Here is a 13,091-nt window from a genome sequence, read left to right as displayed (position 1 = left end):
AACGAAGAGATTTTAAACTCAGATGCACTTCGGAGGATATGGGATTCGATAAGGAAAAAGTTCAATCTTGACAAAAGCTTCAGGTCATATGACGCAACGAGACATCCCTTCGCAAGTAATCTAATAAATCAGAACGTGCCTATTTCAAAGTGTCAAAACTTCTGGGACAGACCAATATTAAAACAACCGAAAGATACGCCCATGTCGATATAAACAGTTTGAAAGCTGATTTAAATAAAGTTTCAATTTTGCAGTTCAAAAAGGAAAAAGAAAAAAACTGAAAAGCAGTCTCGTTAAAAAAAAATTCCTTACAAAACATTTCTATACAATTTTCTATCCACAAGGACATGGTAAATCCGATTTTTTATCTGGGGACAGTTTGGGGACAGTTTTTTAGGGGGGTTCGAAAACGAAATCTAATAATTTCAATAACTTACATGGTGGAGGCGGCGGGAATCGAACCCGCGTCCAGAAAAGAGGAGACATAAGAGACTACATGCTTAGTCAGTGTTTTAGTCTCGGATAGGGAAACACCCACTGACAGGTTTTTCCCTTCCAAAGCCTATCTTTTTTCGCCAGTCCGTATAGGCGTCTGGACTGGCTATCCTGCTTGGTTTACACCACTCTGGACTTAAAGCAGGAGGAAAGTCCAGGTGATGTGGCCGCATTAAGCGGCCATCGCATACTCGTAAGAGTCTGCGGTTATGTTTATCTCTGCCTAAATACGGGAAGGCAGAAACCCGGCATGCCTCTCTGCCCCCTTCTTCCCTGTCGAAACCTGTCGCCCCCATTTTGTACATCATAAGTATTTTCTCTCCAACTCCTCGATCCTTTTTTCGTCTCTTTTCTTTATTGCTTCCCGTTTATCGTATTTTGATTTTCCTTTAGCCAAAGCTAATTCCACTTTAGCCCTATTGTTCTTGTCAAAGTATATGGAAAGGGGAACAAGTGTGTATCCCCTTTCTTTAACCTTCCCTAGAAGCTTCATAATTTCTCTTTTGTGCATAAGCAGCTTTCTTTCTCTTTCGGGATCGTGGTTATTCACATTCCCATATGAATACGGACTTATGTGCGAATTTATGAGGAAAATCTCACCATTTCTTATCTTCGCGTAGCTGTCCTTTATGTTCGCCCTCCCCTCTCTTAGGGCCTTCACTTCTGTACCTTTAAGTACTATACCGGCCTCATAAGTCTCTAATATTTCATAATCGTGTCTTGCTTTTCTATTCATGCAAACGACTTTCATGGACTAATTATAACACATAATGGAGACTTTTTCAGGTATGGGCTATGGGCAACCTAATAATGAACCTGGTCCCCTTAGGATGATTATCTTTTACCTCGATTGAACCGTGGTGTTCGAGAACGATTGAATTTACTATGGCAAGGCCAAGGCCCGTTCCTTCCTTGTCTTTTGTGAAATAGGGATCAAAAATTCTCGGCTTATCTTCATCCGCTATGCCTTTACCATTGTCAGCGACTTCCAGGGTTATATAACCGGATTCGGTGTCCTTATGCGTCCTAATCTCGATGATTCCTTCCTCACTGTCTATGGCTTTTAACGAATTCGTTACGAGATTTAGAAGTACCCTCTTTATCCCTTCTCTGTCGCAAAAAACTGGCGGTATTTCTCCTTTTTCAAATTTTATTAAAACATTAGGGACTACGTTTTTGTATAAATCTATTGCCTCTTCAACGATCCCGTTTAAATCTTCCTCTTTCTTTGAAGCTGGATAAGGAGCAATTCTTGTAAGATCGTTAACTATTCCCTTTATAACATCGGCGGAGTTGATTATGACCCTTGTGGACTCATCCAGTACCTCCTTATCCTTTCCTGAAAGCGACTTTAGAAACTTGCGCCTCAGCCTTTCTGCTGAAAGCAAAATCGGTGTTAGAGGATTCTTTATCTCGTGAGTGAGCTTCTTTGCCACTTCTTGCCAGAGAGAGAGTCTTTCGGCTTGGATAACGTGAGTTATATCATCAATTGCTATGATGAATCCCTCGGGCGACCCTTGATCTCCACATAGGGCAGTGATAGACGCTCTGACGTGCGTCACTTTATTTTTGAGATTGAGTTTTAAGTCCCTCATTACGGTTTTTCCACTTTCTCTCTTTAGCTCTCTTAGAAAAAGCCTAACGAATGGCCTCAAATCCTCACCCACTATTTGCATAATGGGTCTATTCTTCCAACTTTCCCCTTCAACACCCAGAATGCTTTTGGCAGCTCTGTTTAATAGCAGAACGTTTCCGTTCCTATCTGTACTTATGATACCGGTTGCCACGTTATCGAGGATAACCTCCATGTATCTCCTCTTTTCTTCTAGTTCGTCGGTAACTATTTTGAGCTGCCTCGCCATGGCGTTGAAAGCGGAGACCAGAGTACCGATCTCGTCTTTCGTTTTGTCCTCAAGATTTATGTCGAATTTGCCCTTGGCAATTATTGAAGCTCCCTCCTTGACCCGTTCAATAGGAACACTTATAGCTGTTGCGAGCTTCATGCCTACCCAGATTGAAAAAAATACGGTTATAATCGTGACGATAGAAAGCGGTATAAAAAAGCTGTACTTTACAAGTTTCTTATAGGCCCTCGATTTTTTGAATTCCTTCTGGAAAACTGTCATCTCCTTGAACTTCTCAGATGCCCGAATCTTCGAAGATTCTCCTAAAAATATGGCGAGTTCCAATGTGTCATTTTTCGACCGGATTCCATCTCCGGCTACATGAACCTCCCCTTTTTCGTCTTTTAAAACGTATCTAGCTTTGTTCTCTCTTCCCTTTAATTCAGCCATGTTTCGTACAAGGCTTTCCTCAATATTTGGCGGAAAGTTTCCACATATTTTTTTTCCATCCCCATCGACAACCAGAAAGTAATCGAAGGCCCCTTTCTTTTTCTCCTCCCTAAGAACGCTTTCTATGAGAGAGGTATTTAGAGGACTATTTTTCTCGTAAGATGCTTTTAGATACTTTAATACCCTTTCTTGCCTTTCAAAAATTTCTTCTTTGTATGTTTCGTAAACTTCATACGCGGAGTCAATGGCGTCTTCAATTTTCTGCCCGAACCACTTGTCCATACTCACCTGAAAAAATCCCGACGCCAGTACGAATAAGGTAAAGGAGGGAACAATCGAAATGAAAAGAAGGGTAGAGATGAGCTTTAGTTTCAGGCCGGAGCCCCATATGCCTCTTTTCTTTTCGATGTACGCCTTCATGAACGTTCTAGTTATGAGAAAGACAAGTAGAAGAATAAGGAGCAGATTTACATTAAGGAGTACCAGAACGAGTTTATTCTCCTCCACAGGGAGGAATTTTTTAAAATAGGGAAGCTGTGTCTCAAGGTAAAAGAGGGCAACAAATGCAATAGCGAAAAAAATAGCGGCCTTGAGTCCTTTTTTTCCTCTCATTTTATAATTACAAAGCTTATCTGTCTTTTGTCTTTGTCTCCCCGTCTATGCGAATAAAACGTGTCGGAGTTGCAAAAAGTGCAAAGATCTATAACCTCGATTTTGCTTACGCCCACTCTTGAAAGGAGAAAAATGTTTAACTTCCTAAGATCGAGATAGATCCTTCCTCCAAAGAAACTGAAATAGTCTTTATAACCGAACTCATTCAAAAAGAGTGAGAAGACCTCATCTCCTACGTTGTAGCAACATCTTCCAATGGAGGGTCCAACTACTGCGTATAGGTCTTTCGGTTCTGAACCCAGATCCTCCATAACTTTTACCGTCTTTTCAGCTATTCTCTTTAGGGTACCCTTATAACCGGCATGTATCACTGCAGCAATTTCATGCTTAGGATCCATAAGAACGATTGGGCAACAGTCCGCACTCTTTACTAAAGCCGCAACGTTTCTTTCAAGTACGACAAGCGCGTCTCCGGTTTGGGGGTTTTCCCCGTTTTTTATGATGTTTATCCGATCTGAGTGTTCCTGATTCATAACTACGAACCTTTTAAGCGAAAATACCTCAAGAAAAAAACTCGCATCTTTCGGGTCTTTTAGATCCGGTCCTCTTTTTGTGAAAAATCCATAAACAAAATGAGGACTAAGTTCGCAGGGTACGCTTAGATACTCCCACGGACCGGCATTAAAGGAGGAATAACTCATCTTTCGACCTTTTGCATATGTATTCTAACAAACTCCTTTATATCTTCTGGCTCTGGGGCAATCACTGATATTAACTTTTCCGTATATGGGTGTAAAAACTCAAGGCTAAATGCGTGAAGCAGAGGTCTCTCGGCAAGACCTTTTATCTTTTTCCCGTATACGCTGTCTCCTACGATTGGATGGCCGATCGAGGCGAAATGTACCCGTATCTGGTGAGTTCTCCCCGTATGAGGATACACTTCCACATAGCTATAACTTCCAAGGGGCTCGAGTAGTCTATACTCCGTCAATGCCTCTTTCCCACCCGTTTTCAAAACAGCCATTTTCTTCCTTTCTTTTGGATGGCGGCCTATGTTTCCCTCTATAACTCCTCTCTCATTTTTTAGCGAGCCCCAGACGATTGCTCTATAAACCTTCTTTACCTTTCTCTCTTTGAACATCTGCGAGAGCCTCTCCTGAACTTTGAAGTTTTTTGCTACAAGGATCACACCGGTTGTGTCTTTATCTAGCCTATGGACTATTCCCGGCCTTATGTTTTCCCCGGAGCAGAAAGGAACGGACAAACCAAGATAACCCATTATGGCATTGACAAGTGTGCCATTTTTGTGCCCAAAGGAGGGGTGGACAACCATGCCTTTGGGTTTATTTATTAGCATTAAAAACTCATCCTCGTAGAGTATGTGGAGGGGAATGTTTTGAGGTTCCAGTGCGGGTAAAGGTCCTTCGGGGATCTCGCCTTCAATGACCAAGTTCTTTTTGATTATTAGCGAAGGCTTTGCCTTTCTATCTCTTATCCTCACGTAGCCGGAATCTATCATGTGCTTAACTTTGGACCTTGTAAGAGAAAGCTTTTGGGAGAGAAAAACATCGAGCCTTAACCCGTCCGTATCTGCTTCTATTATGAACTTCTCACCCATCTTTTTCGTATCTTTTTAGCACCTCCACTATCTCGGAGACGAGTAAGGTATCTTCCTCTTCCTGAACCGTTCTCATATCGAAGATCAACTTCTCTTTTTCTATCCTTGCAACAATAGGCGTCTCTAAGCTCCTTATTGCCTCGTACAACACATTAACGCCTATTTTTTTGGGTGTTACGGAGAATCCTACAGATGGAATCTTAACTTCAGGAAGGGAACCCCCTCCAACTTCGGAATAGACTTCCTCTACCCTTAACTCCGCCGTGGGATAAGCGCTTTTTATACCCCTTATTACCTTTTTTACCCTTTTTTTTAGCAGATTAAGATCGTATGTGATCATTCTTAGCGTTGGAATTTCATTTTTTGCGGTATTTTCGTCAAGATAGAGATAGAGTGTTGCCTCCAGGGCGGCAAGGGTCATTTTATCGGGTCTAAGCGCTCTTATGAGCGGGTTTTTTTTCATTCTTTCGATGTACTCTTTTTTTCCGATGATGACCCCCGCTTGCGGTCCGCCAAGAAGTTTGTCCCCACTGAACGAGATAACGCTTATACCTTTTTTTGCCTCTTCAATCACATTAGGCTCGGAATTCTCTGAGAAAACGTTAATTGAAGATAAAAGTCCGCTTCCCGTATCGTAGTAGAAGGGGATACCGTACTTATCTGAGAGTAACTTTAGATCTTCGCTCTTTACGGTCTCCGTGAAGCCTTTTATCACGAAATTGCTCGTGTGTACCTTCATGATGAGAGCTGTATCAGGAGATATAGCATCTTCGTAATCTTTAAGACGGGTCCTGTTAGTTGTTCCAACTTCTTTTATTCTGGCCCCGCTTCTTTTCATAACGTCAGGTATCCTAAAAGAGCCTCCTATTTCCACAAGCTCACCTCTTGAGACTATTACTTCTCTATTTTCCGCCAAAGTATTGAGCACAAGATAAACAGCTGCTGCGTTATTATTAACGATAACTGCATCTTCTACACCTGTTAGCGTTTTTAGAATATGTGAGCAGTGTTCGTATCTATCTCCCCTTCTACCCTCTTTGAGATCATACTCTAGATTTGTGTAATACCTGGAGGTACGAATCAGAGCCTCAACCGCTTTTTCCGCAAGAAGGGATCTACCCAGATTCGTATGCACAATTATACCTGTTGCGTTGATAACTCTTTTAAGTCCAAATGATAAAATTCCTTTAAGCCTTTTTTCCGTTTCTGATAAGATCTCATCCGGTGTGGGAGGTAATGAGAGTTTTTCGAGTTTAATTTTCTCCCGTATCTCTGCAACTACTTCTTTTAAGACCTTCTTTGAAAGCTCAGGCGGGTAATTTCGTACTATGCGCATCCATCCTTCGTTCTTCATTAGTGTATCGATCTTTGGGATCTTCCTTAAGGCCTCTTCCTTTGAATTTTTCATCCGCTTGTATAAGTATCACAAAGGGTTTACCTTATCAATCGAAAAAGCCCTGTATTTTCTTAATCTCCCGGGAAAGGACACTCGGGGGCGGACATCCGTCCTTTGGCAACATCCACTGTTGCCCTAGCCAGAACAGTAAGGACATCGATAATAGGGACGGAAACGTCATCTTCTTTAAGGACAAGAGGGATCTCTGTACAACCCTCGATTATCGCCTGGGCCCCTTTATCTATAAGTTTTTTTACCGCTTCCAATATAAGATTTTTGGCCTTTTCATTCGCTCCTACTCTCTTTATTCCGTTTTCTCCGTAAATTGCCTCCATAACCAGTCTTTCCTGGTCAGAGGCATCTGGCGTGATGATCTTTCTTTTTAGCCTCTTTAAGGGCTCATCAAAAAGTTTCGCATTGATCGTTCCTGTTGTAGCCAAAAGCCCAAATTTCTCAAATTCCTGCTTTTTTATGTATCTTACAGTTTCCTCTATTATGCTAAGAATCGGGATTTTCACTGCCTTTTTTAAATCTGGCAAAAAGTAATGGGCGGTGACACAAGGAATCACTATGAAATCTGCCCCGGCTTTTTCGAGTAGCTTCGCACTTTCAATTAAGAACGGTAAAGGATCTTCAGCTTCCTTTTTTATCGAGAGCGTTCTATCCGGTATTTTGGGATTATTGTCTATTATGATCCTTAAATGGTCCTGATCTTTTTTCGCTCCCGTAAGTTCAAGAATTTTTGAAAAGAAATAAACTGTTGCAAAAGGCCCCATACCTCCTAGAATCCCGACTATCTTTTCTTTCATGGCAAAAAGATGCGTGCCCCTTCTAAGCGTAGAAGGGGCACCGTTTTTACCTTCCCGTTACTAGGATGTCCTCGGGTAAGCTTTCTTTCTCAGTTTTCCCAACTAAAACAGCTGCAACTGCATCATCAGTAACGTTCACGGCAGTTCGTGCCATGTCTAAAATCCTGTCTATCCCGGCAAGTAGCGCGATCCCCTCAAGAGGGATTCCAACTGAGCCGAGAACCATTCCTAACATTATTAACCCCGCTCCGGGTACCCCAGCTGTTCCGATCGAAGCAAGGAGGGCAACTATCCCTATCAAAACGTAGTGTTCAAAAGAGAGTTGGACTCCGAAGGCATTTGCCAAAAACACAGCACAGATTGCCTGATACATACCAGTCCCATCCATGTTAAGGGTCGCTCCCATAGGAAGTACGAAGCTTGTTGTCCCGTCCGATACACCAGCTGCCCTCGTCACTTTCATTGTCACAGGTAAGGTTGCAGAGCTGCTGCAGGTTGTAAAGGCAAAAAGAGGAGCCTCCTTTATCTTGTTTAAGTAACGGAAAGGTCTGATCTTGAAAAGTCTAAGGAGAACTGTATAAACACCGAAAACTTGGATGGCTGTGGCAAGATAAACAAGAAAGATCAAGTACGCATAGGGTTTTAGCACGGAAAGACCGTGGGTACCAACAGTGGAGGCCATAAGCGCAAAGACGCCTATCGGACCAAACCATAACACGTACCCCACAAGCTTATACATAGTCTCGGCAAGAGAGCTAAGAACGTTTCTTAGAGATTCTCCTTGACTTCCAGCAGCGGCCATCGACATACCCAAAACTATTGCAAAGAAGATAATAGGAAGCATATCCCCTTTTGCCAATGACTCGAACGGGTTCGTTGGAACAATCGCAAGTCCAATATCAACGAGCTTTGGAGGCGGTTTTACCTCGACTTTTTTCAACTCTCCCACAGGGAATCCGTGACCAGGGTCAGCCACTCCCGCAATAATTAATGCCACGATCATCGCTATGGCTCCGGTGAAATAGTAAAAGAAGTACGTCTTGCCGAACATCCTTCCAAATTTTCTCCCAGAGAAGGTGGAAACTCCAACAGCTAGAGTTGAAAAAACTAATGGAACGACAAGCATGCGAAGAAGATTAATAAATAGTGTTCCAAGAGGACGGATAACCGTAATTGGCTTCCCAACTATCGCTCCAACGATAATACCCAATACGAAACCTATTAGAATCCACCCTAGTACGCCTATTTTTTTCATAAGACCCCCCTGATTTTATTACTGACCTTTCGCAAATTTTACAGGGCTCATGATACATTGTCAATAATGAATAGCTTTTATCCATAACAGCCGTAGAGACGCGATTTTTTTGCCAACTTTTTCGTGCTAAAATAGCACTGAGAGGAGTTGGAATATGAAAGCCATGATTCTAGATGGAACGTACGATCTTAGGATCACGAAGAACCCTTTGAAACTCGCCGAAGTTCCTGTGCCTGAGCCACAAGATGACGAGGTTTTGATAAAAGTTTCAGCATGCGGGGTGTGCCATACAGAGATTGATGAGATTGAGGGAAGGGCCAAACCTAAAAAATTTCCAATAATTCCAGGGCACCAGATCGTTGGTAGGATTGAAAAGATTGGCAAAAAGGTAAAAAATCTAAAGGTTGGGGAAAGAGTCGGTGTGGGATGGATTAATTCTGCCTGTGGAAATTGTAAGTATTGCCTGGAAGGGAGGGAAAACCTTTGCGATTTCTTTGTAGCCACAGGTAAAGACGTAGACGGAGGATATGCTGAGTACACTAAGGTAAAGGAGGAATATGCTTTTAGAATACCCGAAACCTTTGCCGACTACGAGGCTTGTCCACTTCTTTGCGCAGGGGCCATAGGATACCGATCTCTAAGATTGGCAAATCCAAAGAACGGAGATACGATCGGTCTTATCGGCTTTGGAGCTTCGAATCATCTCGTGATCCAGATGATAACCTTTTTGTATCCCGCATCAAGGGTTTTTGTTTTTGCAAGAAGTGAAAGCGAAAGGAACTTTTCTTTGGAACTCGGAGCCTTTTGGGCAGGAGATATCGATGAAAAGCCTCCCGAAAAATTAAACGTTGCCATAGATACAACGCCAGTCTGGAGACCTGTAATATACGGACTTAAAAATCTCGCCAAAGGGGGAAGACTAGTCATAAACGCCATAAGGAAGGAGGATAAGGATAGATCCGAGCTTCTAAAATTGAGCTACGAAGAACACTTGTGGCACGAAAAGGAGATAAAGAGTGTGGCCAATGTGTCAGTAGCCGACATAAAGGAATTTTTAGACCTGGCAGATAGGATAAGGATAAAGCCAGAGTTTCAGGTATACCCATTGGTAGAAGCAAATCAAGTGATCATAGATATAGTTGAAAAAAAGATAAGGGGAGCAAAGGTTTTAGCTGTTGAATGATTTCAGTTTTTTCTTTTTCTCTGTCGCAAGTTATTTTAACTTATGTCTCTCGATCTTTTCCGAAATATGCCATTTATATTTTTTAAATGCGTCTAGCCGTAAGCATATTTAAAAGTTTGGTGCGAATGTCTTGTCAAGAAAATAGTCTTAATCTTGATTTTGTAAGTGACAAATGGTACGTTTTTTTACATGAAACTTCCAACCCAAATCCGATACGGCACAAGGGCGCTTTTTTACATGGCCTTCCAAAGGGGTGGAGGATTCACTCAGACAAAGGAGATTGCCGAGAAGGAAGGAATCCCAGCGAGATACATGGAGCAGATTTTTCAAAGGTTCAAAAAGGCAGGGATTGTGGGAAGCATGAGAGGGCCCACTGGTGGCTATTACCTTATTAAGAGACCTGAGGAAATAACGATAGGTGACATTGTCAGAGCTATCCTGGGGACAGATTTGGAACTTGTGCCCTGTGATGGAAAAAAGACGAAGAGCTCTTGTCAAAGGAAAGATAGATGTGTTGCGGCTGAAATATGGAGAACGGCATCGAACATAGTAATGGACTACTTCAATTCCATTACCCTAAAGGACATGTGTGAGAGAGCAAAGGAGATGGGGCTCGAAAGAGAAATAGAAAAAAGTCTCATATACTACATCTAGATAGCTCTTCCAGTAAGCTGAAAAATTGACCTTATGGATTCCCTTCTCCTTCTCAAGAAAAAGGCTCTCGAAAAAAAAGATTTAACCTTAGACGATGGGCTTGTCCTATATGAAGAGGGCAAAAAGAATCCCTATCTGCTTATAGCTTACGCTCGAGAGATAACCCATCATTTTAAGGGAGACTCTTTCGAGCTGTGCATGATCGTAAATGCAAAGTCAGGGCTTTGCCCTGAAGATTGCAAGTTCTGTGCTCAGTCCGTCCATTATAGTTCACCAATAGATGTATACCCCCTTATAGATAAAGAGAGGATTGTTGAAAAAGCTAAAGAGGCCCTAAAGGAGGGTGCATTCTTTTTCAGCATAGTAACAAGTGGACCAACAATCGAGAGGGACGATGAGTGGGAGACGATCCTAAGTTCAATAACCGAGATCAGTAAACTTGGGATTAAACCATGTGCATCTTTGGGCATGATAGACAAAACGCGAGCAGAAGCATTAAAAAAGGCAGGCCTTTTTCGGTACCATCACAATCTCGAAACTTCAAGGGAATACTTTAGGGAGATATGCTCGACCCATACGTACGATGATAAGTTGAAAACTATAAAGGATGTAAAAAGTGCTGGGCTTTCTGTCTGTTCTGGAGGGATAATAGGAATGGGTGAGACTATTATAGATAGGATAAAGCTTGCCATAGAGCTTAGGGAACTTGGGGTCGACTCCGTACCCATAAATATCCTCAATCCGCGACCTTTCACACCTTTAGCAAATGTCCCTCCAATTTCAGCTTTCGATGTGATTCTGACGATAGCAATATTTCGGTTCATGTTACCGGATAAGGACATAAGGTTATGTGCAGGGAAGGAACTGAGGCTTAGGCAACTTCTGCCCCTTGCGGTAGCTTCTGGCCTAAACGCAATGATGACAGGTAATTACCTCACAACCCGTGGTAGGAATCCTGCACTGGACAAGGAACTCATCGAAGACCTTGGCCTTAGACTAAAGAACACATTCTTGGAGTAGAAAGTCTAACATTCGGATAATTCCTTTTTTGAAGTTCTCCGAATGAAAGCCAAAGATCCATCTATCCTCCTTTAACTCGTCAGAGACCAAAAGAAAGGCTATTCCCTTCAACTTAAGCTCAGTGCAAGTTTTGTAGAACCGGTATGTTTCCATATCGACTGCGTAGGCTCCCCTCATCAAAAAATGTCTGATCTTCTTTTTAGTTTCCCTATATAGTTCGTCCGTACTCCAAACGCATGCTGGAATGATTCTCATTTTTTCAGTTTTTTCTTGCCACTCCATAAACCAGTTCGAATAGATCAAATGCTCATTCTCTGAAAACGACTCGGAGGTAAAATCTCCATCCCCTAAAGCACATTTTGCCATAATTGTATCTCCTATAGAGAAATCATCTACGATTGAGCCACAAAAACCGAATACTATTATCTCTTTGACTCCGAATTGAGCCAGTTCCTCTATGAGTATAGAAATGTTTGTGCCCGAAGGGTAAGACCTAGTAAAAACGGTGTCTCTTTCTGGCACTTCATAGATCTTTCTGTAAGGATACCAAAACCTGTTTAGATTTGCCTTTGTCTTTTTCTTTAAAAATTCTATCGTTCCCCTGTCGAAGGTTATTATGGCTCTTTTTTTTAGTTGGAGATGAAAAGGATTCCTCCGGGTAAATGAGCAGACCAATTCTTTCGGAGAAATAATCGGTTTTTCTTCGTCATTTGAGTTTTTCGGAAAATCTGGCTCTGAGTTTTTCATACGTAGAATAGAGGTGTTCTGAGATTACCTTAGTTTCCGCTATAACTGGCATGAAATTCGTGTCCCCAAACCATCTTGGGACAACATGTACATGGATGTGGTCTTCTAACCCTGCACCAGCTGCCCTACCTATGTTTAACCCTATATTAAGTCCCTGAGCTTTAAAATCCTCTTTGAATATTGTGCTTGCGATTTTCAATAGCCTCAAAATCTCTAAGGCTTCCTCCTCAGTTAGGTCCTCTATTAGACCCACATGCCTAATCGGTGCGATCATTACGTGTCCGCTAGAATAAGGGTATCGGTTCATGATGACGAAGGCCTTTTTTAATTTCGCCACAATGAGAGCCTTTTCTTCTTCAATCCCGTCTATACACAAGAAACACGGACTATCCGCCTTCTGAGGAGTCGTTATATACTCCACTCTCCAAGGAGCCCAAAGTCTTTCCATCTTTCAGTCCTTCATGAAGACGTATTCTTTCCAATCTTCCGGGAGGGTCCTTATGCCGGTGTGAAGCATTATCATATAAAAAGTAGTAGGTCTGGATGGTCTTTTCTTAAGTGACATTCCTGCTTCTTCTGGGAGTTTATCACCTTTTTTCATGTTGCACTCTATACAGGAGGTGACGATATTCGACCACTCAGTGATACCGCCCCTAGACTTGGGTACTATATGATCACAGGTTAGATACTTCGGTTCGAGTTTTCTTCCACAGTACTGGCACGTGTATCCATCCCTCAGGAAGATGTTCTTCCTCGAAAACTTAACGTTTCTATGGTTAGCGTTCTTCACAAACTTAAGGAGCCTTATAACAGCGGGCTGTTTCAACTCAACCGAAACCCCTTTTATGGTTCTATCGTACTCCTTCAAAACTTCCACTTTCCCCAAAAATAGCAAAGTGATAGCTTTTTTCCATGAGACTATACTTAGTGGCTCGTAGGAAGTGTTAAGAAGGAGTGTCTTGTCCATAACGTATGGAAACATAACGCTTTTTTTCGCCTTATGTCAAG

At 42.1% G+C, this 13,091-nt stretch carries 14 protein-coding genes and 1 other RNA gene; 4 read left to right on the top strand and 11 right to left on the bottom strand.

The genetic code is table 11. The features are described from left to right. The coding region (locus NZ583_07940) for a hypothetical protein (protein MCS7281530.1) at positions 1-213 on the top strand (213 nt) is incomplete at its 5' end. Positions 214-438: 225 nt separating this feature from the next. Here the strand turns inward: NZ583_07940 and ssrA are convergent. From ssrA to NZ583_07900, 8 genes are all read right to left on the bottom strand, one after another. After that, positions 439-789: a transfer-messenger RNA gene (gene ssrA / locus NZ583_07935) on the bottom strand. A gap of 10 nt (positions 790-799) precedes the next feature. Continuing rightward, positions 800-1,246, bottom strand: a complete 447-nt coding sequence (smpB, locus tag NZ583_07930) for an SsrA-binding protein SmpB (GenBank protein MCS7281529.1) — start codon at positions 1,244-1,246, stop codon at positions 800-802. Positions 1,247-1,277: 31 nt separating this feature from the next. Further along, entirely contained in the window at positions 1,278-3,401 is a 2,124-nt protein-coding gene (locus NZ583_07925; GenBank protein ID MCS7281528.1) for an ATP-binding protein, read from the bottom strand. Beyond that, positions 3,398-4,102 (bottom strand): peptidoglycan editing factor PgeF, encoded by a 705-nt coding sequence (pgeF, locus tag NZ583_07920; GenBank protein ID MCS7281527.1) that lies wholly within the window; start codon positions 4,100-4,102, stop codon positions 3,398-3,400. The genes NZ583_07925 and pgeF overlap by 4 nt, the downstream gene beginning before the upstream one ends. Further along, positions 4,099-5,019 carry an RluA family pseudouridine synthase gene (locus NZ583_07915; protein MCS7281526.1) on the bottom strand — a complete coding sequence of 307 codons (921 nt, stop codon included), beginning with the start codon at positions 5,017-5,019 and terminating at the stop codon, positions 4,099-4,101. The genes pgeF and NZ583_07915 overlap by 4 nt, the downstream gene beginning before the upstream one ends. After that, on the bottom strand, positions 5,012-6,427 hold the full coding sequence (selA, locus tag NZ583_07910; GenBank protein MCS7281525.1) for an L-seryl-tRNA(Sec) selenium transferase: 1,416 nt from the start codon (positions 6,425-6,427) through the stop codon (positions 5,012-5,014). The genes NZ583_07915 and selA overlap by 8 nt, the downstream gene beginning before the upstream one ends. A gap of 59 nt (positions 6,428-6,486) precedes the next feature. Then, a complete protein-coding gene (locus NZ583_07905) occupies positions 6,487-7,224 on the bottom strand; it encodes an amino acid racemase (protein ID MCS7281524.1) in 738 nt (245 codons plus the stop codon). A 46-nt stretch (positions 7,225-7,270) separates the two neighbouring features. Next, positions 7,271-8,479: a dicarboxylate/amino acid:cation symporter gene (locus tag NZ583_07900; GenBank protein ID MCS7281523.1), complete on the bottom strand. Its 1,209-nt coding sequence runs from the start codon at positions 8,477-8,479 to the stop codon at positions 7,271-7,273. A 154-nt stretch (positions 8,480-8,633) separates the two neighbouring features. Here NZ583_07900 and NZ583_07895 point away from each other — a divergent pair, with 154 nt between their 5' ends. From NZ583_07895 to bioB, 3 genes are all read left to right on the top strand, one after another. After that, entirely contained in the window at positions 8,634-9,662 is a 1,029-nt protein-coding gene (locus NZ583_07895; protein ID MCS7281522.1) for a zinc-dependent alcohol dehydrogenase family protein, read from the top strand. Between the two features lie 165 nt (positions 9,663-9,827). After that, complete coding sequence (locus NZ583_07890; GenBank protein ID MCS7281521.1) at positions 9,828-10,316, top strand: Rrf2 family transcriptional regulator; 489 nt, start codon at positions 9,828-9,830, stop codon at positions 10,314-10,316. Between the two features lie 33 nt (positions 10,317-10,349). After that, positions 10,350-11,336, top strand: coding sequence for a biotin synthase BioB (gene bioB / locus NZ583_07885; protein MCS7281520.1), 987 nt, complete (start codon positions 10,350-10,352; stop codon positions 11,334-11,336). Here bioB and NZ583_07880 read toward each other — a convergent pair. Genes NZ583_07880 through NZ583_07870 form a run of 3 tightly spaced genes read right to left on the bottom strand, consistent with a single transcriptional unit; the run spans position 11,313 to position 13,065 of the window. After that, positions 11,313-12,083: a hypothetical protein gene (locus tag NZ583_07880; protein MCS7281519.1), complete on the bottom strand. Its 771-nt coding sequence runs from the start codon at positions 12,081-12,083 to the stop codon at positions 11,313-11,315. The genes bioB and NZ583_07880 overlap by 24 nt on opposite strands. Beyond that, positions 12,043-12,531 (bottom strand): HIT domain-containing protein, encoded by a 489-nt coding sequence (locus NZ583_07875; GenBank protein MCS7281518.1) that lies wholly within the window; start codon positions 12,529-12,531, stop codon positions 12,043-12,045. Before NZ583_07875 ends, NZ583_07880 begins: the two co-directional genes overlap by 41 nt. A 3-nt stretch (positions 12,532-12,534) precedes the next feature. Beyond that, positions 12,535-13,065 (bottom strand): HNH endonuclease, encoded by a 531-nt coding sequence (locus NZ583_07870; protein MCS7281517.1) that lies wholly within the window; start codon positions 13,063-13,065, stop codon positions 12,535-12,537. Between the last annotated feature and the right edge of the window lie 26 nt (positions 13,066-13,091).

The organism is Thermodesulfobacteriota bacterium, from assembly GCA_025062045.1.
Classification (GTDB): Bacteria; Desulfobacterota; Syntrophorhabdia; order Syntrophorhabdales; family JANXAF01; genus JANXAF01.
Note: the sequence above shows the minus strand (reverse complement) of the source record. Positions and strands in the feature narration are given on the sequence as shown.